The sequence below is a fragment of the Neorhizobium sp. SOG26 genome (genome assembly GCF_003491345.1).
Taxonomy (GTDB): Bacteria; Pseudomonadota; Alphaproteobacteria; order Rhizobiales; family Rhizobiaceae; genus Neorhizobium; species Neorhizobium turbinariae.
The window spans coordinates 2103818-2123692 of record NZ_CP025512.1 but is presented as its reverse complement, the minus strand read 5'-3'; the positions used below and the strand labels follow the sequence as shown (position 1 = coordinate 2123692).

Below are 19875 nucleotides of genomic sequence, written 5' to 3'. Positions count from 1 at the left end.
GGCAAGGCCTTGCCGCAACCCTATGTTATGCGGCAAGCAAGGCGGCCGCTCTAAAAGCGGGCCGTCGCAGTCCGGGGAGTTCAATGAACCCAAACTTTCGTAATATCGCCCTCTGGGTCATCATAGCCCTCTTGCTGGTCGCTTTGTTCAGCATGTTCCAGACGGCACCGACGCAGACCAACTCGCGTGAGATTCCTTATTCGCAGTTCCTTCGCGATGTGGATTCGGGGCGAGTGCGGGATGTCGTCGTCACAGGTAACCGGGTGCTCGGCACCTACGCCGAAAACGGCTCCGGCTTCCAGACCTATTCTCCCGTCATCGATGACTCCCTGATGGAGAAGCTCCAGTCGAAGAACGTCACCATCGTCGCCCGTCCGGAGACTGATGGTTCCTCGGGCTTCCTGAGCTATCTCGGCACGCTCTTGCCGATGCTCCTGATCCTCGGCGTCTGGCTCTTCTTCATGCGGCAGATGCAAGGGGGCTCGCGCGGTGCGATGGGCTTCGGCAAGTCCAAGGCGAAGCTTTTGACGGAAGCGCATGGCCGCGTCACCTTCGAGGATGTCGCTGGAGTCGACGAAGCCAAGCAGGACCTGGAAGAAATCGTCGAATTCCTGCGCGACCCGCAGAAGTTCCAGCGCCTGGGCGGTCGTATCCCGCGCGGCGTGCTGCTGGTCGGCCCTCCTGGCACGGGTAAGACGCTTCTCGCCCGCTCGGTTGCCGGCGAAGCAAACGTGCCGTTCTTCACCATCTCCGGTTCTGACTTTGTTGAAATGTTCGTTGGCGTTGGTGCAAGCCGTGTTCGCGACATGTTCGAGCAGGCCAAGAAGAACGCGCCGTGCATCATCTTCATCGACGAAATCGACGCTGTCGGCCGCCATCGTGGCGCCGGTCTTGGCGGCGGTAACGACGAGCGCGAACAGACGCTCAACCAGTTGCTCGTCGAAATGGACGGCTTTGAAGCCAATGAAGGCATCATCCTGATCGCCGCGACCAACCGTCCGGACGTTCTCGACCCGGCGCTGCTGCGTCCCGGCCGTTTCGACCGCCAGGTCGTGGTGCCGAACCCGGACATCGTCGGCCGCGAGCGCATCCTCAAGGTTCATGCCCGCAACGTGCCGCTGGCGCCGAATGTCGACCTCAAGGTTCTCGCCCGTGGTACGCCCGGCTTCTCCGGTGCGGACCTGATGAACCTCGTCAACGAAGCTGCCCTGATGGCGGCGCGCCGCAACAAGCGCCTTGTCACCATGAGCGAGTTCGAGGACGCCAAGGACAAGATCATGATGGGCGCCGAACGTCGTTCGTCCGCCATGACCGAGGCCGAAAAGAAGCTCACGGCTTATCATGAAGCCGGCCACGCCATCACCGCGCTCAGGGTCCCGGTTGCCGATCCGCTGCACAAGGCAACGATCATTCCGCGCGGCCGGGCGTTGGGCATGGTCATGCAGCTGCCGGAAGGCGACCGCTACTCGATGAGCTACAAGTGGATGGTCTCGCGCCTGGTCATCATGATGGGCGGCCGTGTTGCGGAAGAACTCACCTTCGGCAAGGAAAACATCACCTCCGGCGCATCCTCCGACATCGAGCAGGCCACGAAGCTTGCCCGTGCCATGGTCACCCAGTGGGGTTTCTCCGACGTGCTCGGCCAGGTCGCCTACGGTGAGAACCAGCAGGAAGTCTTCCTCGGCCATTCCGTATCGCAGTCGAAGAATGTTTCAGAAGCAACCGCGCAGAAGATCGACACCGAGGTCCGTCGCCTGATCGACGAGGCCTATACCGAAGCGCGACGCATCCTTACCGACCACCACGACGAGTTCGTGGCGATCGCGGAAGGCTTGCTGGAATACGAAACGCTGTCGGGCGAAGAGATCAAGGCACTGATCAAGGGCCAGAAGCCCTCCCGCGACCTTGGGGATGACGCGCCTCCGGCACGCGGTTCGGCGGTTCCATCCACCGGCTCGAAGAAAGACGAGCCGAAGGGTGGCGAAGCCGAAGGCGGCCTGGAGCCACAGCCGCATTGAGTCTCTGCGGAACGCTTGAATAAAAAAAGGCCACCCTCGCCAGCCGCGGGTGGCCTTTTTCGTTGCGTGATCGGGGCAGCCGACTTTCGCTGCAAGTTGCCCGCAGCAGGGGGCATGACATCACAAACGCCTGCCATATATGCGCACTCGCAAGCTTCATTCGCGAGGAGTTCGATGCTCACCACCAACAACCACCTGCTCACCCAGCTTTCGCCCGACGACCAGGCGCTTCTGGAGCCGCTGGCACAAGAGGTGGAGCTCAAGCAGGGCCAGGTGCTCTACGAACCGCTTCAACCGGTCGAATACGTCCATTTCTTCAACGGCGGGATGTCGTCGGAGATTGCCATCAACCGTGACGGCCACCAGATCGAGGTGGGCTGCATTGGCCACGAAGGTTTCTCAGCGAACTTCGCGGTGCTCGGGGTCGATCGCACGCCGCACCGCAGCTTCATGCAAGCCGGCACCACGGCCCTTCGTTTCCCCGCCGCAGACCTGAGGCGCGCCATGCGGGAGAGCGAGACGCTGTCATCACTGCTGCTGCGCTTCACGCATGTCTTCATGATTCAGGTCGCGGCTACGACGCTTGCCGATGGACGCTACAAGATCGAGCAGCGCCTGGCGCGCTGGCTGCTGATGTCGCAGGACAGGCTGGGGCCCGAACTGCCGCTGACCCATGATTTCCTTGGCCTGATGCTCGGCGTGCGCCGTCCCAGCGTCACGGATGCCCTGCATGTTCTCGAAGGCGAACGCGCCATAAGCACCGAACGGGCGCTGATCAAGATCCGTGATCGTTCCAAGCTCGAGGCGTTCGCGCGCGATGCCTATGGCGCGCCGGAAGCAGAATACCGACGGGTCATCTCGCCAGACTGGCCGCGCTCCTGACGCGCTTCACGGAAACAGGTGGCGGTATTCTTCCTCAGGCAGACCATAGGCATCCTGCGCGTAGTGTTCCATGGCGGAGCGGTTGCGGATCGTCACGCAGCCGCGCTCGGCGCGGATGAAGCGCCGCTCTTCCAGCACATGCAATGCCGTCGTCACGCTTGGGCGTCGTACGGCAAGGATCAGCGCCATGTAGTCATGGGTGATCAGGAACTCGTCCTGGCGCAGCCTGTCGTGCGACATCAGCAGCCAGCGTGCCAACCGTTCGTTCACCTGGTGCACGGCGTTCGACAGCGCGGTGTAGGACACCTGGGTTGCCAGGTTCTGGGATGAGCGGGCAAGGAGTCTGGAAAATTCCGGGCATCTATCCATTGCTGCCCACAGTGCTTCGATCGTGATGCGATAGCCGTATCCTTCAGCCTGCAGGCTCGCGTCATGGAAGCTCATGGTGGAGCGCACCGCCGGTGGGGTGGGTGCAAAACCTTCATAGCCGAACATGCCGGCCTCGGCCTTCTGCCCCTGCCGCGAGACCGAAACGATCGAGCCCAGCCCCTGCTCCAGGAAATAGACGTACTGGATCGGTTCGCCGGCCGTTGCAATGGCGAAGCCTTTCGGAAGGTCGATGGGTTCGAGCAAAGGATACAGGAGCTCCAGTTCCGCCGGGGGAACAAGAGCAAGCAGCTTGTTTTGAAAGTGAGGGCGGGACATCCACGCTCCTCCTGCATTGGGGCAAGAGAAACGATCTCTCAGCCGCCTGCGCCCTTAAGACGTGCAGACGATAAACTGGAACATATCACATTCCGGGTGTCCGGCAAACCGTTTGCAATCCTGTGGCGTATGAATCCGATCTGTCAATCGAGGCGCAGGACAGATCGAAACGGCAGTATGTGCACCACCTCGCCATGCTCGTCACGAATCTCGAAGGCGTCGCCATCCACCACGTCGCCGGTCCGCACCTTGTCTGCAACAAGCTCGCGCGCGGCGGCCATCGCCTCTTCTATCGCGGCTTCCTTGGATGGAAGCTCTTCGCCCTCCTTGTCCTCTTCAAGTCGGCCGTTTCTGCGGACGTCGAAATAAAATCGGGTCATGGTCCATCCTGGAAAACACGAAGGAAGTGCAATGTCGTTCAGTGGCGCTGGCGGCTCTCGATCTCCGCCTGCGAGGCGGTCACCTCGGCTGGCGAGCTGGTTTCCGGCTCGAGCTTCAGCGTGACCAGCGGCTCACGGCGAAGCTCCTGTTTGACGACGTCCACGGCCTTCGACGCTGTCCGCACCTTGGTTTCGCTGCCGTCACTCCGTTCGATCCTGAAGCTCATCATGCCCTCCTTGGAAGAGGTCAGAACCCGCTTCTTCCATTCAGGTTCCGCGGCCCAACGAGGTTGATGCGCCGGGGTCGCGACATCGGCCGGTTCCGGAACGTCCGGGAGGGGTAGGCGTTGGGTATCTTCCAACGGAGAAGCCAATGCAGCCCAGAGAAGCAGATCAAGGTAAAAAGCGCCCCGTACGATGGCGCACCGTCGCGGTGAAGTTCACCAATCAGGCGCCGGAGAAGGTCGAAACGCCAGGCGAGGCGCTCGACAAGCTCCTGCACGACTGGCCGCGCGAGGATGGCCGTCACTACCGAAGTGCGAAAACCAACTGCCGTGCGGCTGCCAAGGCCCAGCTTGATCCGGAACTGGCGCGGGAGGCTTTTCTGCGTGCCACGGCCGAGGCCGAAATCCTCGGACCGTCGGACGACGAGGGCAAAGGCTGATCGACTGCGGTCGTGGCGAATGTCAGGAGCGGTGGGTTCCCGTCAGGTAGACCCGGTGCATCGTCTCGGCGATCGCCTTTTCCACCGGCCCGTCGGCCAGTGCATCAGGGTCATTGGCAAGAATGAGAAGCGTTTGTGACACAAGCGCGTCCTTTTCCGGCCCGCTCAGGTAATAGCGGGCGGCGTAACGCGACAGCATCGGATCCAATAGCTGCCGGTCGTCCTGTCGTGGATCAGGCGCAAAATTTGGTAACATGTTGCTTCGTCCATCAAGCAGGCGGGAGCACGTGCGAACGCTCGGTCATCGGCGCTCATAGGATGGGCGTCAACGACAAGCCATCCTACCTCAATAATGCCTGGTTTCTCCATTGGGTACGGTATCGGACGATGCAAGGCGCGGATGATCAACCCTCAACGTGATGAGGCCGGTTGTGTAATGGCTGAAGAAGCCCTCCAGTAACGACATGTAAGCAATTTTCGCGTTATTTTATGTGCCTGATCTTCCAAACTATGGCATGAGCCGCGGCAATGGCTGCTTTTTCAGCCTTGCAAGTTGCAGCGGGTTCGATCCCCGCCAAGCCGCGCGACGAGAGCGCGATGACGAAGGAGCATATATGACACGTCGTTATTTCGGCACTGACGGTATCCGCGGCCAGTCGAACATCTTCCCGATGACGCCGGATCTCGCGATGCGCGTCGGCATCGCCGTCGGCACCATCTTCCGCAACGGCAATCATCGTCATCGCGTGGTGATCGGCAAGGATACCCGCCTTTCCGGCTACATGCTGGAGAACGCCATGGTTGCCGGCTTCACCGCCGCGGGGCTGGACGTCTTCCTGCTCGGCCCGATCCCGACACCGGCCGTTGCCATGCTGACGCGTTCGCTGCGGGCGGATGTCGGCGTGATGATCTCCGCATCGCACAACCCTTACGAGGACAACGGCATCAAGCTGTTCGGCCCCGATGGCTACAAGCTTTCCGACGAATTGGAAGCACGCATCGAAGACCTGCTCGACAGCGATCTGCATGCGCAGCTTGCGAAGTCGAGCGATATCGGCCGCGCCAAACGCGTCGAAGGCGACATTTATCGCTACATCGAGCATGCCAAGCGTACCCTCCCAAGGGACGTTACGTTGCAGGGTCTTCGCGTCGCGATCGACTGCGCCAATGGCGCCGCCTACAAGGTTGCCCCACTGGCGCTCTGGGAACTTGGCGCCGAAGTCGTGACGATCGGCAACGAACCGAACGGCACGAACATCAATCTCGAATGCGGCTCGACAAGCCCGGCCAACCTGCAGAAGAAGGTGCATGAAGTCCGCGCCGATATCGGCATTGCGCTTGATGGCGATGCGGATCGCGTCATCATCGTCGACGAAGCCGGCGAGATCGTTGATGGCGACCAGTTGATGGCGGTGATCGGCGAAAGCTGGGCCGAGGAGCAGAAGCTCCGCGGCAACGGCATCGTCGCGACCGTCATGTCGAACCTCGGACTGGAGCGGTTCCTTGAGGGCAGGGGGCTTGGCCTCGCCCGTACCAAGGTCGGCGACCGGTATGTCGTCGAGCACATGCGCAACCATGATTTCAATGTGGGTGGCGAACAGTCCGGCCATATCGTGCTGTCCGATTTTGGCACGACCGGCGATGGCCTGGTGGCCGCGCTGCAGATCCTGGCGCGCGTCAAGCGACTCGGTCGCCCGGTCAGCGAAGTCTGCCGTCGCTTCGAGCCGGTGCCGCAGCTTTTGAAGAATGTCCGTTTTGCCGGCGGCAAGCCGCTCGAGGAATCCGTGGTGCGTCAGGCGATCGCCGATGCGGAAGCCGAACTCGGCACCAAGGGGCGCCTGGTGATCCGGCCATCGGGCACCGAGCCGCTGATCCGCGTCATGGCCGAAGGTGACGACCGGGCCCAGGTCGAGCGTATCGTCAACAACCTCGTCAACGTGATCGCCAACGTGCGCGCTGCCGCCTGATCAACTGTTTGTTCGAATAAGAACAAGGCCGGCCCCAGCGCCGGCCTTTCTGTTTGCCTCAGCCGCCGTTGCTCAGCGAGAAGTACACATAGGCGGCCACAAGGAAGGCGGCGATCACCAGAAACGGCAGCAGCCGCTTCAGCCATGGCGGCGTTTGCCGTGGCGGCCTGGGTTTCGGCGGGCGTTTGAACTTGATGACGTTGTCGGACATGGGACCTTTCTAAGCTTCCGTCGCGCCTTTGCCAATGGAAAGCGGACGCTCTCCAAGTAGTGGGCGCTTCAGTGGCTCCAATGCGGCAGTCTTGTCCGGAAATTCAAGGAAAATGTGTGGTAAATAAGCATGGTTAAGTCAGGCTTAACCATTCTCCAGCATAATCGCAGATGATCAACCCGATGGCTGTGCGCGGAGCCTGCCATACGCAAGTCAGCTTGGAGATGAAGTCATGAAGAAGTTCCTTGCCAGCGGGGTCGCGCTGGTGCTGACGGCTGCCGCCGCCAATGCGGCGGATGTGTACGAGCCGCAGCCGCAGCCGGACCTTTACGAACAGGCGCCCGAGATCGTCGTTCAGGAAGCGAGCGGCTGGTATCTTCGCGGGGATGTCGGTTATTCGTTCAAGAAACTGCGCGGCGCAGAATATTTCCAGGGATCGAACGGCAACCTCGTCGATTTCCGCAGCGCATCTTTGCGCGACAGCTTCATGCTGGGCGGCGGCGTTGGCTACAAGATCAACAGCTACCTGCGCACGGACCTGACGCTGGACTACTCCTTCAACAGCAAGTTCCGCGGTTCAACCGTCGGAAGCTGCGGCGTCAGCACCGCTTGTACCTCCAGCGACTACGCGTCTCTCCACGCCTATACGCTGATGGCCAATGCCTATGTCGACCTCGGCACCTATGGCTACATCACCCCTTATATCGGCGGTGGTATCGGCGGCACCTACGTGAAATGGTCGAACCTGCGCAACACCTCTTGCGCCGACGATGGCTCGGGTTGCGATGGCGAAGTGAGCCACGGCGGCAAGAAGAGCTGGCGCTTCACCTATGCGCTGATGGCCGGCGCCTCGATCGACATCACCTGCAACTGGAAGGCAGACGTCGGTTACCGCCTGCGTCATGTCTCCGGCGGCGATATGTTCGGTTACGCGCTGGGCGGCGGCCCGGGCAAGGACAAGGGTTACTACAGCCACGAAGCCCGTGTCGGCGCGCGCTACACCTTTGGCGGCTGCGATGCGCCTCCGGCTTACGAGCCTGAGCCGGAACCGATCGTCTACAAGTAAGCGCTTTCGGTTTTTCTTCGAAACAAGGCCGTCCTCCAGGGCGGCCTTTTTGCGTTCTCCGGGGCGCGCGAGGGCAGGGCGAGGCGCTTTCAGAATTTCTTATTTTAGCAAGATGAAATCGCTTGACTGCGACAGCCGACAGGAATACCCACGGCGGCGGGACACTCCTCCCCAACGAGGAGCCATCTATCTGGAAGGGTAGCACGATGGCGGATACCGCACCAAGACCGGACGTGCGTCCGGCGAATACTCATTTTTCTTCTGGCCCTTGCTCGAAGCGCCCCGGTTGGTCGCTCGAAGCGCTTTCCGATGCTCCGCTCGGTCGTTCGCACCGTGCCAAGATCGGCAAGGCAAAGCTCAAGCAGGCCATTGACCTTACCCGTGAAATTCTGAACGTGCCGGCGGATTACCGCATTGGCATCGTACCGGCTTCCGATACTGGCGCCGTCGAAATGGCGCTCTGGTCGCTGCTCGGCGAGCGCGGCGTCGACATGCTCGCCTGGGAAAGCTTCGGTTCCGGCTGGGTGACGGATGTCGTCAAGCAGTTGAAGCTCAAGGACGTTCGCAAGATCGAGGCCGGCTACGGTCTGCTTCCTGACCTCTCCACCGTTGATTTCGACCGTGACGTGGTCTTCACCTGGAACGGCACCACCTCTGGCGTGCGCGTTCCGAACGCCGATTTCATCCCGGCTGACCGCAAGGGCCTGACGATCTGCGACGCAACGTCGGCAGCCTTCGCGCAGGACATGGACTTCTCCAAGCTCGATGTCGTCACCTTCTCCTGGCAGAAGGTTCTGGGCGGTGAGGGCGGCCACGGCATGCTCATCCTGTCGCCGCGCGCCGTCGAGCGGCTGGAAACCTATGTGCCGGCCTGGCCGCTGCCGAAGATCTTCCGCATGACCAAGGGCGGCAAGCTGATCGAAGGCATCTTCGTTGGCGAAACCATCAACACGCCGTCGATGCTCTGCGTCGAGGACTACATTGATGCGCTGAACTGGGCGAAGTCGATCGGCGGCCTCAAGGGCCTGATGGCCCGCGCTGACGCCAACGCCAAAGTCATCTTCGACTTCGTCGAAGCCAATGACTGGATCGAGAACCTCGCGGTTGATCCGGCCACCCGGTCCAACACTTCCGTCTGCCTCAAGATCGTCGATCCGCAGGTGACGGCTCTTGATGACGATGCCCAGGCGGCATTTGCCAAGGGCATGGTGTCTATCCTGGAGAAGGAAGGCGTGGCGCTTGATATCGGCGCTTATCGCGACGCCCCGTCCGGCCTTCGCATCTGGGCTGGCGCGACGATCGAGGAAGCCGACATGAAGGCCCTCATGCCCTGGCTCACCTTCGCGTTCGAAACGCAGAAGGCCGCGCTCGTGAAGGCCGCCGCCTGATCGATTGCATGAGGCTCCGCTTCGGCGGAGCCGGTTTCTCATTCCGTTTTGAACCTCTTATCAGGAGCCCCAACCATGGCACCTCGCGTACTCGTATCCGATGAACTGTCGCCAACCGCCGTCCAGATCTTCCGGGACCGCGGCATTGACGTCGATTTCCAGCCGAAGCTTGGCAAGGACAAGGAAAAGCTTCTCGAGATCATCGGCAACTATGATGGCCTGGCCATCCGTTCCGCCACCAAGGCGACGGAAAAGCTGATCGCCGCCGCGACCAACCTCAAGGTCATCGGCCGCGCCGGCATCGGCGTCGACAATGTCGATATTCCAGCCGCCTCGCGCCGCGGTATCATCGTCATGAACACCCCGTTCGGCAACTCGATCACCACCGCCGAACACGCCATTGCGCTGATGTTTGCGGTTGCCCGCCAGCTTCCGGCGGCCGATGCCTCCACCCAGGCCGGCAAGTGGGAGAAGTCGAAGTTCATGGGTGTCGAGATCACCGGCAAGGTGCTCGGCGTCATCGGTGCCGGCAATATCGGCGGCATCGTCTGCAAGAAGGCAATCGGCCTTGGCATGCAGGTCATCGCTTACGACCCGTTCCTTTCGGTCGAGCGCGCCCAGGAAATGGGCGTCCAGAAGGTCGAGCTCGACGAACTGCTCGCCCGTGCCGACTTCATCACGCTCCACGTGCCGATGACCGACAAGACCCGCGGCATCCTCGGCCGCGAAAACCTCGCCAAGACCAAGAAGGGCGTGCGGATCATCAATTGCGCCCGCGGCGGCCTGGTCGATGAGGCAGCGCTTGCCGACGCCATCAAGTCGGGCCATGTCGCCGGCGCCGGCTTCGATGTCTTCGAGGTCGAGCCTGCCACCGAAAGCCCGCTTTTCGGCCTGGAAAACGTCGTCTGCACCCCGCATCTTGGCGCATCCACCACGGAAGCCCAGGAAAACGTGGCGCTGCAGGTCGCCGAGCAGATGTCGGACTACCTCATCAAGGGCGCCGTCTCCAATGCCATCAACATGCCGTCGATCACTGCTGAAGAAGCACCAATCCTGAAGCCCTTCATCCGGCTTGCAGATGTGCTCGGCGCCTTTGTCGGCCAGGTCTCGGACGATCCGATCAAGGCGATCGAGATCCTTTACGATGGTGCGACGGCCACGATGAACACCAAGGCGCTCACCTCTGCGCTGCTCGCGGGTCTCATCCGCAACCAGGTGGCGGACGTCAACATGGTTTCCGCGCCGATCATGATCAAGGAAAAGGGCATCGTGCTTTCCGAGGTCAAGCGCGACAAGACCGGTGTTTACGACGGCTATATCAAGCTGACGGTGACCACCGAGAACCAGACCCGTTCGATCGCCGGCACTGTCTTCTCCGACGGCAAGCCGCGCTTCATCCAGATCAAGGGCATCAACATGGATGCCGATGTCGGCGCCAACATGGTCTACATCTCCAACACCGACGTGCCCGGCATGATCGGCTTCATGGGCACCACGCTCGGTGACGCGGGCGTCAACATCGCCAACTTCCAGCTCGGCCGCGAAAAGGGCGGCGGCGATGCAATCGCTCTGCTTTATGTCGATGGTCCGGTATCCGACGAGGTGCTGGCGAAGCTGACGGCCAACCCGGCGATCCGCCAGGCGCGGCCGCTGGTCTTCAACGTCGACTGATCACGGTTACATCCTCCCAGGGATGAAGGGCCCGGTGCAGAAACGCGCCGGGCCCTTTGCTTTTGCCGCCTGCGACCATTTGCACAGATCACAATCCCGTAGGTTGCAAAACGGAAACTTTGCTTCTGGAGGAGAGTTGATTATCCACTACAGCGGGAAAAATTGGCCTCGCCACTAAAATCCCAACGACGTGATTTCTATATAACGAGGGAACCCCGCCTGACGCGGGAATGAGGAGAAAAGAATGTTATCGAAACTTCGGCGCTTCAAGCAGCTGTTCGTGGTCGCCGCGATCGGGATGGCCGTTTCCTTGACCGCCGTGGATTTCGCGGAGGCGCGGCGCGCAGGCGGCGGCTTCGGCAGCCGCGGAACGCGCACCTTTTCTGCGCCCCCAGTCACACGGACCGCCCCTGCACCTGCCTCCGGCATCAATCGTTCCATGACGCCGAACACGCAGCAGAATGCCACTAATCCTGGCGCTGGCGTCGGCCAGGCTGCACAGCAGCGTCGCCCGGGCCTTTTCGGCGGCATGGCCGGTGGCCTGCTCGGCGGTCTGGCGCTTGGCGGCCTCTTCGGCATGCTGATGGGCACCGGCTTTGGCGGCATGGCCGGCTTCCTCGGCATGATCCTGCAGATCGCGCTGATTGCTGGTCTTGCCATGCTCGCCTTCCGCTTCTTTGCGCGTCGCCAGCAGCCGGCTGGTCCGGCAGGCAATGTCGGCAACGGTTTTGGCCACCAGCGCAACAGCCATGATGGCCCCCAGGGCAATAACGCCAACCAGGGCGGCTTCCAGATCCCGAAGATCGGTTCGCTCGGCGGCGGCGCCGCTGGTTTTGGTGCACAGCAGGCGACCCCCCGCCAGGCTGGCCCGGAAACCGACGAGATCGGCATCACCGGCCGCGACCTTGATCACTTCGAGAAGCTGCTGAGGGACGTGCAGGCCGCCTACGCCGCGGAAGACTACGGCAAGCTGCGCAGCCTGACCACGCCGGAAGCCATGTCCTACCTTGCCGAAGAACTCGGCGAGAACGCAACCAACGGCCTCAAGAACGAGGTGAAGGACGTGCAGCTTCTGCAGGGCGACCTCGCCGAAGCCTGGCGCGAAAACGGCCAGGACTACGCGACCGTCGCGATGCGCTACTCCAGCGTCGACTACATGAAGGATCGCGAAACGGGTGCTGTCGCCGAGGGTGACCCGGACCATCCGACGGAAACTGTTGAGATCTGGACCTTTGTGCGCAAGCCGGCCAACGACTGGAAGCTCTCGGCCATCCAGGCCGCTGCTTAAGCGTTCAGGAGCGCGATGGTCTTTTCGTCGCGCTCACCACCATAAAACTGTTGAAGGGCTCGCTCGAAGGGCGAGCCCTTTTCGCTGACCGCGGCAAACAGCGTCATCGAGCTCTTGAACTTCACATCGTCGGGCGAGCCGAGGATGACGAGCGCCGAGATGCCCTTGTGCGAAAGCATGGCATTGGTGCAGGCAATAAGCCGAGGCCCAAGCACCGGATGGGCGAGGTAGGCTATGGCCTCTTGCCTGGAGCCGATCGCAAACCGTTGCGACATGATGGAAAAACCGAGACCGGCAACCTGCGGGAAGATGTACCACATCCAGTGGGAGCGCTTGCGTCCCGCCTTCAGTTCTTCCAGCACGCGGTCATAGACTGGGGCTTGGGCATCCACGAAGCGGGTCAGATCGAAAGTCATCACATCGGTCCTTCATCGCCAAGGCGCAAATCACCCCAGGGACAATGAAGCGCCTCAATCGTGAAATTTTTGCGGCCGCACTTTCCGGTGCTGCACTGCACCTTCGTGCGACGGAAGAGGTGACGGGAAACGGCACCACGATTTATCTTAGCCGCGAAGGGGAAATACCCGGCAAGGCGGATTGGGTGCTCTGCAGCCACCAGCACAGGCCTGTCATCCGTGGAAAATTTCGCATCCTGCCTCCAGCAACCTCAACCACTTAACGGAAAAACACCCCTCGGTTTTCCACGCCTCCACAACCCCTGCCTACAATGGCCTCGTTCCGCTTCGGCTACACCGGTCCGCATAACCGGCGAGGCGGGACCGGTGGTCCGGTAAGGCGCCCTTATGCAGGCGCTTGCCCGGAAGCTGCGCAGAAAATGGTCTGCCCCTGAACAAGGCGTGCGTGTGTCGCACACAACCCGGCCCACCAAGAACAACAAGAGGGGCCGCCGCAGACGGACCGGAGTTGCGCGGAAAAACACACTGAACGGGGCGCTGAGAGGTGTCACATAAAACTAAAACTTAAGAGGCAGCTTTCAGCGCCCCGGCCGAAATCAAAAATCCGAGATCGCCAAGGGATGATTGTGCCTGTGTCGTCAGCAAGGGACGCCGCCTTGCACCGAGGCCCAATCCTTTCTATATCGGCAGCAATTGCCTTTGGCGGCCGATCCCGCCAAATTGTTCGTGGTGCCTTGCAAGCAAGAGGCGCCGACCGCTACAGCGAGAGAGTACCCCGTGAATACGCTGGATTTTGACAAGAGGCCGGAAGACACGCGCGTTGTCGTTGCCATGTCCGGAGGCGTGGATTCCTCCGTCGTTGCTGGCCTGCTCAAACGCCAGGGTTACGACGTGCTCGGCATCACGCTGCAGCTTTACGATCATGGCGCGGCCGTCCACCGCGCCGGTTCCTGCTGCGCCGGCCAGGACATCGATGATGCGCGCCGCGTTTCCGAAACGCTCGGCATCCCGCATTATGTGCTCGATTACGAAAAGCGTTTCCGCGAAACCGTGATCAATCCCTTTGCCGAGGCCTATGCCATGGGTGAGACGCCGGTCCCCTGCGTTGCCTGCAACCAGACGGTCAAGTTTGCCGACCTGTTGGCAACGGCCAAGGAACTCGGCGCCGATGCCTTGGCAACCGGCCACTACATCCGTTCCGCCGCCAATCCGACGCCGGACAACCCGAACCGTCGGGCGCTGTTCCGCCCGATCGACAGCGACCGCGACCAGAGCTGGTTCCTGTTTGCGACCACCCAGGAGCAGATCGACTACCTGCGTTTCCCGCTCGGCGGCATGTCGAAGGCGCAGGTGCGCGAACTCGCCGAAGAAATGGGGCTGGTGGTCGCCAAGAAGGCTGACAGCCAGGACATCTGCTTCGTGCCGCAGGGCAAATATGCCGACATCATCAACAAGGTGAAGCCGAACGCAGCGCTGGCGGGCGATATCGTCCACATGGATGGCCGGGTGCTTGGCCGCCACGAAGGCATCGTCCATTACACGATCGGCCAGCGCAAGGGGCTGGGCGTGGCAACCGGCGAGCCGCTCTACGTGGTTTACCTCGATGCCCGCTCGCGCCGCGTCATCGTCGGTCCTCGCGAGGCGCTCGACACGCATCGGGTCTACCTGCGCGACATGAACTGGCTTGGCGACCGGGCGCTGGCGGACGACGCGCGAGATGGCTTTGCCTGTTATGCCAAGGTGCGCTCGACGCGTCCGCCAACCCCGGCCACGCTTCATTGCGATGCGCAGGGCATCTATGTCGACCTCGCGGTCGGTGAGGCGGGCGTGGCGCCTGGCCAGGCCTGCGTTCTCTATTCGGCAGAAGGCGCCGATGCCCGGGTTTACGGCGGCGGCTTCATTGACCGCTCGGAGCGCGCGGCCGATGCTGAAGAGGCTCTGAAGACGCTGCTTGCGACCCCTGTCGCGGCCTGACTGCAGGCGATCCGGCGGCAGGCAAAATTGCCACCGGATTTTGCCGAAGATGTTCTTGACACCTTGGTGACAGGGGACTTATAAGCCGCACGACCAAAGCGGACGACGCTTCGAAAGAGGCTTTGATCTGCACCCTGTGGCGGGGTAGCTCAGTTGGTGAGAGCGCAGGATTCATAACCCTGAGGTCGGCAGTTCAATTCTGCCTCCCGCTACCATCTTCCCAAAAACAACTTGATTTTCAACATGCCCAAAGAGCTGCTTGGCTTAGGGTCTCGCATTTGTCATGTCCCTCATTAACCACTCCTCTTAACCTCGCGTTAAGGAATGGGAGGCGGACGGGCGTATTCGCCGCTAGTGTCGGTTCCAGCCGTTGATGACGTTCGCCCTCCGGGCTTGAGCGATCGCGGGGATGAAGATCGTGATCGACAACAGGATGCTGGGAACGTCAGATGGCGGAGGTCAGTTACGGCCAACATAGCGGCTTCAGCGCCTCGCCGCTTTCGCAGTGGCTGTCGCCGATCCTGTTGGGCATCGTGCTCCTTTATTTCTGGATCGGGCTTTCGCCATTCCCAAGCCTCGCAGAACGCTTGAAGCCGGGGCACGCGGTCGACGCGCACACGGTCATCAACCAGCTGGTAATGGTGGCGGTGTCACTTTCGGTGATCGGGATGCTGATGATGCGTCCCTCGCTCGGGCTCGTGCCAAGGCTGTGGGGCGTGCTTGCGCTCATCTTCATCTGGTTGCTTCTGACAGGCGCCACGGCGGTCGATCCATTCTTCGTGGTCCGGCGCGTCACCTATGTGCTGCTGACCTGCATTTGCGCCTGCGGCATCCTCTTGTTGCCGCGCAGCAGCAGCGAGTTTGCCAAGCTGATGGCGCTCTGCGTCGTCTGCGTTGTCGGGCTTTGTTACTTCGGCGTGCTCGCCTTGCCGCAGAATGCCATCCACCAGTCCGGCGACCCGATGGAACCGAATCTCGCCGGCAATTGGCGCGGTTACTTCCTGCACAAGAACACCGCCGCTGCGGCGATGGTTTATGCAGCCTTCCTGGGTCTTTTCCTGAGGAAACAGCTGTCGTCGGTCCTCGGCACCCTCATCTTCGTCGCGGCCTGCCTTTTCCTTCTGAAGACAGGGGGAAAGACCTCTGCCGCCATGCTGCCGGCGGTGTTGATTGCCGCGTGGCTGTTTGAGCGCCTGGGCTGGCTGCGCCTCGTGCTCGTGGGCAGTGTCCTGGGCGCCGTCAACTTCGTCCTGCTATCGGCTGCCGTTTCACGGCCGATGCAAAGGCTCTTGAGCTCCTACGGCTTCGATCCGACATTTACCGAACGAACCGCCATCTGGCGGATTGCGGTGTCCGCCGTCAAAAGGAGCCCGTTGACCGGCTACGGCTTCCACTCCTTCTGGGACACCGATGCGGTGCTGCGTGGTGAAGCTGCGCTGAAGAACTGGGCGGTGAAGGCCACCAGTGCCCACAACAGTTATCTGGAGCTTGCGCTGCATGGAGGGTTGCCGCTTGTCGCCTTGATGGCGATCTGGATGGTCGTGCTTCCTTGCCGGCACGCCGGCATCGCCTTCAAGCGCGGGGTCAAGTCCGACGTCACGCGGCTATTTGTGCGGATGTGGCTCTTCTCTGTTTTCCTGGGCTGCCTTGAGAGCGTGTTCCTGACCGGCGAGCAAATGTGGTTCATGACCGCGATCAGCATCTTTGGGCTGCAACTGCAGGCCCAGGCGGATCCGGTGGATGCCGAAGCCGAAAACGCTTGAGCTCCGGCTGGCAGTTTCCCCCTAAAGCTTTGGAACTATGGGCGTCGCTCAGGGTTCTTCCGCCGTGTGGTAATCACGCCGCATCGAAACTCAAAGGGTCAAGATGTTCGCTAAGCTTCTTACAGTCACCGTATTTTCCGTTGGCCTCGCGACCACCGCTGCGGTCGCCCAGTCGAGCAACACCGGCTCGGGCTCCGATTCATCCGCTTCGGGTGGAGCAAGCTCCGGTTCGTCGAGCTCCAGCGGAACCAGCTCCAGCACCGGCGGCGCAGACAACAGCGGCGGCAATGCCAACAACGCCGGCAGCACCAACACCGGCTGCAAGACCACGCCGACGCAGCAGGGTTCGGCTGGTTCGCCGGCTTCCAACTCTGGCTCTGCAGGGACCACGGGAACGGGTGCAGAATCCTGCTGATCAAGCACTGCGCGGGGGCGCACAGCGTCCCTGTTTCTAGCCTTCTGATAGAGCCGCACCTAGCGGCTCTATTCTTTTGTGGCGGGCGATCAGTCGTCGCAGGACGGCAGGCGGCAGACCCGGCGGTTGACCAGCTTGAGGCTACGGTCCGGCTGGATGATGTAGGTTTCGCGCACGCGTTCGCCGCGGCTGGTGCGAAAATCATGCGGCACGGAACTGCCGACAGGAGCCTTCTGAAGGCGCGTGCGCGGCTGGCCGCCATAGGTGATGCTGCCGGGGATCGGCTCGATGCCCGGCCCGATCTCCAGCGAGGGCAGGGGGCGTCCCGCACCTCCATCCACAGCACATCCGCTCACGACTGCTGCCGTCGCCGCTATCAGCAAAAACGTTCTCATCATTATCCGTCCTTTCAGACGCTCCGTATGGTGTTGGCTCCGGCTAACTCCACCAGGCCGCCAGGGTTCCTTGGCCGTAGTTGATGCGCAGTTCACTGGCACGCGACTGCCTACTGGCGTCGGACGCAAAATCGGTTAGAGCTTGGGGTGTGATTTTAAGGAGAACCATTGCCGTGACCAAGCCTTACGGAGCCATGTCGATTGCCGAACTTGCTGCGCTGATCCAGACGGGTGCTCTAGACCCGCTGGAGGTCACGCAGGGCGTTCTCGCCGATATCAAGGCGCATCCGGACAAGGCGATTTTCGTGACGCTGACGGAGGAAAGGGCACTTGCCGAAGCCGAAGCATCATCGAAGCGACTGAAGGAAGGGCGCTCGCTCGGCCTGCTCGACGGCATTCCGATCGCCTGGAAGGACCTGTTCGACCTTGAAGGCATGCCCACCACGGCTGGCTCCAAAGTGTTGAAGACGGCGGATCCTGCGGCCAAGGACGCCGCGGTGGTCGATCTCCTGAAGCAGGCCGGCATGGTGGCCATCGGCCGCACCAACATGAGCGAGTTCGCATTCTCCGGCATCGGCATCAACCCGCATTACGGGACGCCGCATAATCCACGTTCGACGGATGAGCCGCGCATTCCGGGCGGGTCCTCGTCCGGTGCGGCAGTCGCCGTGGCGGCCGGCCTAGTGCCGGTGGCGATGGGCACTGATACCGGCGGCTCGATCCGCATTCCGGCCGGGCTCAATGGAATTGTCGGCTACAAGGCGACGCGCGGCCGCTACCTGATGGATGGCGTTTATCCCCTCGCGACAAGCCTCGACTCACTCGGGCCGCTTTGCCGCTCGGTGCTCGATGCGGTCTGGATCGACGCCGCCATGCGGGGCAGCAGTGTTGCGCCGGTGACGCGGCAGCCGCGCGAGGCGCTGGAGATCGTTGTGCCGACCAATGGCGTTTTTGATGGCGCAGAACCCGGCGTGGTGGCCGCGTTCGAAGCGGCGATCGAGCGGTTGCAAAAACAAGGCTGCCGGATCAGTCGGACAGCGTTTCCGGCCTTTGACGAGTTGCCGAAGCTGATGGCGCAGTATGGCCCGCTGGTGACGGCGGAAGCGTTCGCGCTCCATCGGCAGAAGCTTGCGGGACCGGAAGCTGTGGATATCGATCCGCGCGTGGTCGCCCGCACCAGGCTCGGCGAGAAGACGAGCCTGGCGGACTACATCGCCATCCTCGAGGCACGGGCCCGCATGACGGCGGAAACCGAAGCGCTGATTGGTGACCGCTTCGTCGCCATGCCGTCGGTCGCGCATGTCGCGCCGCCGATTGCACCGCTCAAGGCCGATGATGACCTGTTCTTTGCGACAAACGGAAAGACACTGCGCAACACCGGCTTCGGCAACTTCCTCGACTGGTGCGGTGTATCGATCCCCTGCGGCACGGGCGATGTCGGCATGCCAGTCGGTTTCCTGCTGTCGGGCAAGGCGAATGCCGACGGGCCGCTGCTTCAGGCCGCCATGGCCTGGGAAGAGGTGATCCGCGGTTAACCCTCGGACTTCTCGACGTCGACTTCGGGCTCGGTGACGGCACGTTTCTCAGGAACGTTGCCGTTGGCTTCGGCGCGGTCGCGGTGAAGGGCCGCGCGCGACAGAAGGACAAGCGTGATCGGCGTCGTCACGGTCACGAACAGACCGATCAGGATCTCGTGCACGACCGGTCGCGATGCGGACACCGAAAAGAAGATCATCGAGCCCAGCATGACGCCGCCGATACCCCAGCTGGTGCCAAGGGTCGGGGCATGCAGGCGCTCGTAAAACGTCGGAAGCCGCAGGAAGCCGATCGCGCCGATCAGCGCCAGGGCTGCGCCGACGAGCAGGAAGAAGGCGACCGCGATCGCCACGGGCACAGGAACATCTGCCGCTGTATAGATCATTCGATGACCTCCCCGCGCATCAGGAACTTGGCGAGCGCCACGGTCGCCACGAAACCGAGCATGCCGATCACCAGCGCCGCTTCGAAATAGACGATGCGGCCGGTGCCGATTCCAAAGGTGACCAGCATCAGCATGGCGTTGATGTAGAGCGTGTCGAGGCCGAGGATGCGGTCCTGTGCGCGCGGGCCGCGGAAGATGCGAAGCGAGGCGATCGCCATGGCGGCGGCAAGCATCAGCTGGGCAACGGCGACGGCGGTGAAGATGATGATCGCGCTCATGCGAAGATCTCCAGCAGCAGCTTCTCGTAACGTTCCTTGACCGTCTCGATCCACTGGTTTTCATCGATCACGTCGAGCACGTGAAGCAGCACCGATTTGTCATGCGAATCATATTCCAGCCAGGCCGAGCCCGGGGTGCTGGTGATGATGATCGACAGGATGGCGAGCGCCATGCTGTCCTCCAGCTCCAGGGGCAGGTTGATGAAGCCAGTCGTGTGGCCCTGCTTGCGCCCTCTCAGGATCAAGAGGGCAACAGCGATGTTGGAGCGCACGATGTCGTAAAGGACGATGAAGAGCAGCTTGGGCAGCAAGTACCACTTCTTGAGCTTCGGCTTTTCCGGCCTGAGCGAGGCCATGGCCCAGGAGGCGATCACCGCCACGATGATGCCGAGCAGAAGATGGCCCAGCGTAAAGCCGTTGAGCAGCAGCCACATCAGGACCAGGAAGGTGGTGAGGATCGGATAGGGGAACAT

General features: G+C 61.8%; 23 protein-coding genes and 1 tRNA gene. 13 read left to right on the top strand and 11 right to left on the bottom strand.

Translation table 11 applies throughout. The annotated features are described in order from the left end of the window. The first annotated feature begins 83 nt into the window (after window positions 1-83). Complete coding sequence (gene ftsH / locus CYG48_RS10595; protein WP_118850345.1) at window positions 84-2018, top strand: ATP-dependent zinc metalloprotease FtsH; 1935 nt, start codon at window positions 84-86, stop codon at window positions 2016-2018. Window positions 2019-2192: 174 nt separating this feature from the next. Beyond that, entirely contained in the window at window positions 2193-2900 is a 708-nt protein-coding gene (locus CYG48_RS10590; protein ID WP_118850344.1) for a Crp/Fnr family transcriptional regulator, read from the top strand. Window positions 2901-2906: 6 nt separating this feature from the next. Here CYG48_RS10590 and CYG48_RS10585 read toward each other — a convergent pair whose 3' ends face one another. From CYG48_RS10585 to CYG48_RS10575, 3 genes are all read right to left on the bottom strand, one after another. After that, window positions 2907-3605, bottom strand: coding sequence for a Crp/Fnr family transcriptional regulator (locus tag CYG48_RS10585; protein ID WP_118850343.1), 699 nt, complete (start codon window positions 3603-3605; stop codon window positions 2907-2909). 143 nt (window positions 3606-3748) lie between these two features. Further along, window positions 3749-3985: a DUF6894 family protein gene (locus tag CYG48_RS10580; RefSeq protein ID WP_118850342.1), complete on the bottom strand. Its 237-nt coding sequence runs from the start codon at window positions 3983-3985 to the stop codon at window positions 3749-3751. A gap of 38 nt (window positions 3986-4023) precedes the next feature. After that, entirely contained in the window at window positions 4024-4215 is a 192-nt protein-coding gene (locus CYG48_RS10575; RefSeq protein WP_118850341.1) for a hypothetical protein, read from the bottom strand. Window positions 4216-4358: 143 nt separating this feature from the next. Here CYG48_RS10575 and CYG48_RS10570 point away from each other — a divergent pair, with 143 nt between their 5' ends. Further along, complete coding sequence (locus tag CYG48_RS10570; protein WP_118850340.1) at window positions 4359-4649, top strand: DUF982 domain-containing protein; 291 nt, start codon at window positions 4359-4361, stop codon at window positions 4647-4649. Between the two features lie 22 nt (window positions 4650-4671). Here CYG48_RS10570 and CYG48_RS10565 read toward each other — a convergent pair whose 3' ends face one another. Further along, on the bottom strand, window positions 4672-4905 hold the full coding sequence (locus tag CYG48_RS10565) for a hypothetical protein (RefSeq protein WP_150132714.1): 234 nt from the start codon (window positions 4903-4905) through the stop codon (window positions 4672-4674). Window positions 4906-5263: 358 nt separating this feature from the next. Here CYG48_RS10565 and glmM point away from each other — a divergent pair, with 358 nt between their 5' ends. Beyond that, on the top strand, window positions 5264-6616 hold the full coding sequence (gene glmM, locus CYG48_RS10560) for a phosphoglucosamine mutase (protein WP_118850338.1): 1353 nt from the start codon (window positions 5264-5266) through the stop codon (window positions 6614-6616). A 58-nt stretch (window positions 6617-6674) separates the two neighbouring features. Here the strand turns inward: glmM and CYG48_RS22495 are convergent, their stop codons facing one another. Continuing rightward, on the bottom strand, window positions 6675-6827 hold the full coding sequence (locus CYG48_RS22495) for a hypothetical protein (protein ID WP_199925120.1): 153 nt from the start codon (window positions 6825-6827) through the stop codon (window positions 6675-6677). A gap of 232 nt (window positions 6828-7059) precedes the next feature. Between CYG48_RS22495 and CYG48_RS10555 the strand changes: the two genes are divergently transcribed. The 4 genes from CYG48_RS10555 (at window position 7060) to CYG48_RS10540 (ending at window position 12240) form a co-directional block, all read left to right on the top strand. Then, window positions 7060-7893: an outer membrane protein gene (locus tag CYG48_RS10555; RefSeq protein WP_118850337.1), complete on the top strand. Its 834-nt coding sequence runs from the start codon at window positions 7060-7062 to the stop codon at window positions 7891-7893. A gap of 206 nt (window positions 7894-8099) precedes the next feature. Next, window positions 8100-9281, top strand: a complete 1182-nt coding sequence (locus CYG48_RS10550) for a phosphoserine transaminase (protein ID WP_118850336.1) — start codon at window positions 8100-8102, stop codon at window positions 9279-9281. Window positions 9282-9356: 75 nt separating this feature from the next. Beyond that, window positions 9357-10952: a phosphoglycerate dehydrogenase gene (gene serA / locus CYG48_RS10545; protein WP_118850335.1), complete on the top strand. Its 1596-nt coding sequence runs from the start codon at window positions 9357-9359 to the stop codon at window positions 10950-10952. 244 nt (window positions 10953-11196) lie between these two features. After that, window positions 11197-12240, top strand: coding sequence for a Tim44 domain-containing protein (locus CYG48_RS10540; RefSeq protein ID WP_118850334.1), 1044 nt, complete (start codon window positions 11197-11199; stop codon window positions 12238-12240). Here the strand turns inward: CYG48_RS10540 and CYG48_RS10535 are convergent. Then, complete coding sequence (locus CYG48_RS10535) at window positions 12237-12656, bottom strand: DUF1810 domain-containing protein (protein ID WP_118850333.1); 420 nt, start codon at window positions 12654-12656, stop codon at window positions 12237-12239. The two genes, CYG48_RS10540 and CYG48_RS10535, sit on opposite strands and share 4 nt — an antisense overlap. Before the next feature lie 44 nt (window positions 12657-12700). On the opposite strand from CYG48_RS10535, the gene CYG48_RS22295 reads away from it, so the two are divergent. The 4 genes from CYG48_RS22295 (at window position 12701) to CYG48_RS10520 (ending at window position 16393) form a co-directional block, all read left to right on the top strand. After that, entirely contained in the window at window positions 12701-12919 is a 219-nt protein-coding gene (locus tag CYG48_RS22295) for a hypothetical protein (protein ID WP_150132713.1), read from the top strand. A 514-nt stretch (window positions 12920-13433) separates the two neighbouring features. Then, window positions 13434-14630, top strand: a complete 1197-nt coding sequence (gene mnmA / locus CYG48_RS10530) for a tRNA 2-thiouridine(34) synthase MnmA (RefSeq protein ID WP_118850332.1) — start codon at window positions 13434-13436, stop codon at window positions 14628-14630. 138 nt (window positions 14631-14768) lie between these two features. After that, window positions 14769-14845 (top strand) — tRNA-Met (locus CYG48_RS10525). 234 nt (window positions 14846-15079) lie between these two features. Further along, the gene (locus CYG48_RS10520) at window positions 15080-16393 is read left to right on the top strand and encodes an O-antigen ligase family protein (protein ID WP_118850331.1); all 1314 of its coding nucleotides are present in this window, start codon (window positions 15080-15082) and stop codon (window positions 16391-16393) included. Between the two features lie 90 nt (window positions 16394-16483). On the opposite strand, the gene CYG48_RS10515 is transcribed toward CYG48_RS10520, so the two are convergent. Continuing rightward, a complete protein-coding gene (locus CYG48_RS10515; RefSeq protein WP_118850330.1) occupies window positions 16484-16762 on the bottom strand; it encodes a hypothetical protein in 279 nt (92 codons plus the stop codon). 135 nt (window positions 16763-16897) lie between these two features. Continuing rightward, window positions 16898-17203 carry a hypothetical protein gene (locus tag CYG48_RS10510; protein WP_245450472.1) on the bottom strand — a complete coding sequence of 102 codons (306 nt, stop codon included), beginning with the start codon at window positions 17201-17203 and terminating at the stop codon, window positions 16898-16900. A 173-nt stretch (window positions 17204-17376) separates the two neighbouring features. Between CYG48_RS10510 and CYG48_RS10505 the strand changes: the two genes are divergently transcribed. Continuing rightward, window positions 17377-18738, top strand: coding sequence for an amidase (locus CYG48_RS10505; RefSeq protein WP_118850329.1), 1362 nt, complete (start codon window positions 17377-17379; stop codon window positions 18736-18738). Here the strand turns inward: CYG48_RS10505 and mnhG are convergent. Genes mnhG through CYG48_RS10490 form a run of 3 tightly spaced genes read right to left on the bottom strand, consistent with a single transcriptional unit; the run spans window position 18735 to window position 19875 of the window. Beyond that, entirely contained in the window at window positions 18735-19124 is a 390-nt protein-coding gene (gene mnhG / locus CYG48_RS10500) for a monovalent cation/H(+) antiporter subunit G (protein WP_118850328.1), read from the bottom strand. The genes CYG48_RS10505 and mnhG overlap by 4 nt on opposite strands. Next, the gene (locus tag CYG48_RS10495; protein ID WP_118850327.1) at window positions 19121-19402 is read right to left on the bottom strand and encodes a K+/H+ antiporter subunit F; all 282 of its coding nucleotides are present in this window, start codon (window positions 19400-19402) and stop codon (window positions 19121-19123) included. Before CYG48_RS10495 ends, mnhG begins: the two co-directional genes overlap by 4 nt. After that, on the bottom strand, window positions 19399-19875 hold the full coding sequence (locus CYG48_RS10490) for a Na+/H+ antiporter subunit E (protein WP_118850326.1): 477 nt from the start codon (window positions 19873-19875) through the stop codon (window positions 19399-19401). Before CYG48_RS10490 ends, CYG48_RS10495 begins: the two co-directional genes overlap by 4 nt.

Excerpts from the sequence above, each read along its gene's own strand:
- ftsH (WP_118850345.1), top strand. The coding sequence starts at position 84 with ATGAACCCAAACTTTCGTAATATCGCCCTCTGGGTCATCATAGCCCTC.
- CYG48_RS10590 (WP_118850344.1), top strand. The coding sequence starts at position 2,193 with ATGCTCACCACCAACAACCACCTGCTCACCCAGCTTTCGCCCGACGAC.
- CYG48_RS10585 (WP_118850343.1), bottom strand. The coding sequence starts at position 3,605 with ATGTCCCGCCCTCACTTTCAAAACAAGCTGCTTGCTCTTGTTCCCCCG.
- CYG48_RS10580 (WP_118850342.1), bottom strand. The coding sequence starts at position 3,985 with ATGACCCGATTTTATTTCGACGTCCGCAGAAACGGCCGACTTGAAGAG.
- CYG48_RS10575 (WP_118850341.1), bottom strand. The coding sequence starts at position 4,215 with ATGATGAGCTTCAGGATCGAACGGAGTGACGGCAGCGAAACCAAGGTG.
- CYG48_RS10570 (WP_118850340.1), top strand. The coding sequence starts at position 4,359 with ATGCAGCCCAGAGAAGCAGATCAAGGTAAAAAGCGCCCCGTACGATGG.
- CYG48_RS10565 (WP_150132714.1), bottom strand. The coding sequence starts at position 4,905 with ATGTTACCAAATTTTGCGCCTGATCCACGACAGGACGACCGGCAGCTA.
- glmM (WP_118850338.1), top strand. The coding sequence starts at position 5,264 with ATGACACGTCGTTATTTCGGCACTGACGGTATCCGCGGCCAGTCGAAC.
- CYG48_RS22495 (WP_199925120.1), bottom strand. The coding sequence starts at position 6,827 with ATGTCCGACAACGTCATCAAGTTCAAACGCCCGCCGAAACCCAGGCCG.
- CYG48_RS10555 (WP_118850337.1), top strand. The coding sequence starts at position 7,060 with ATGAAGAAGTTCCTTGCCAGCGGGGTCGCGCTGGTGCTGACGGCTGCC.
- CYG48_RS10550 (WP_118850336.1), top strand. The coding sequence starts at position 8,100 with ATGGCGGATACCGCACCAAGACCGGACGTGCGTCCGGCGAATACTCAT.
- serA (WP_118850335.1), top strand. The coding sequence starts at position 9,357 with ATGGCACCTCGCGTACTCGTATCCGATGAACTGTCGCCAACCGCCGTC.
- CYG48_RS10540 (WP_118850334.1), top strand. The coding sequence starts at position 11,197 with ATGTTATCGAAACTTCGGCGCTTCAAGCAGCTGTTCGTGGTCGCCGCG.
- CYG48_RS10535 (WP_118850333.1), bottom strand. The coding sequence starts at position 12,656 with ATGACTTTCGATCTGACCCGCTTCGTGGATGCCCAAGCCCCAGTCTAT.
- CYG48_RS22295 (WP_150132713.1), top strand. The coding sequence starts at position 12,701 with ATGAAGCGCCTCAATCGTGAAATTTTTGCGGCCGCACTTTCCGGTGCT.
- CYG48_RS10520 (WP_118850331.1), top strand. The coding sequence starts at position 15,080 with ATGGCGGAGGTCAGTTACGGCCAACATAGCGGCTTCAGCGCCTCGCCG.
- CYG48_RS10510 (WP_245450472.1), bottom strand. The coding sequence starts at position 17,203 with ATGAGAACGTTTTTGCTGATAGCGGCGACGGCAGCAGTCGTGAGCGGA.
- mnhG (WP_118850328.1), bottom strand. The coding sequence starts at position 19,124 with ATGATCTATACAGCGGCAGATGTTCCTGTGCCCGTGGCGATCGCGGTC.
- CYG48_RS10495 (WP_118850327.1), bottom strand. The coding sequence starts at position 19,402 with ATGAGCGCGATCATCATCTTCACCGCCGTCGCCGTTGCCCAGCTGATG.
- CYG48_RS10490 (WP_118850326.1), bottom strand. The coding sequence starts at position 19,875 with ATGTTCCCCTATCCGATCCTCACCACCTTCCTGGTCCTGATGTGGCTG.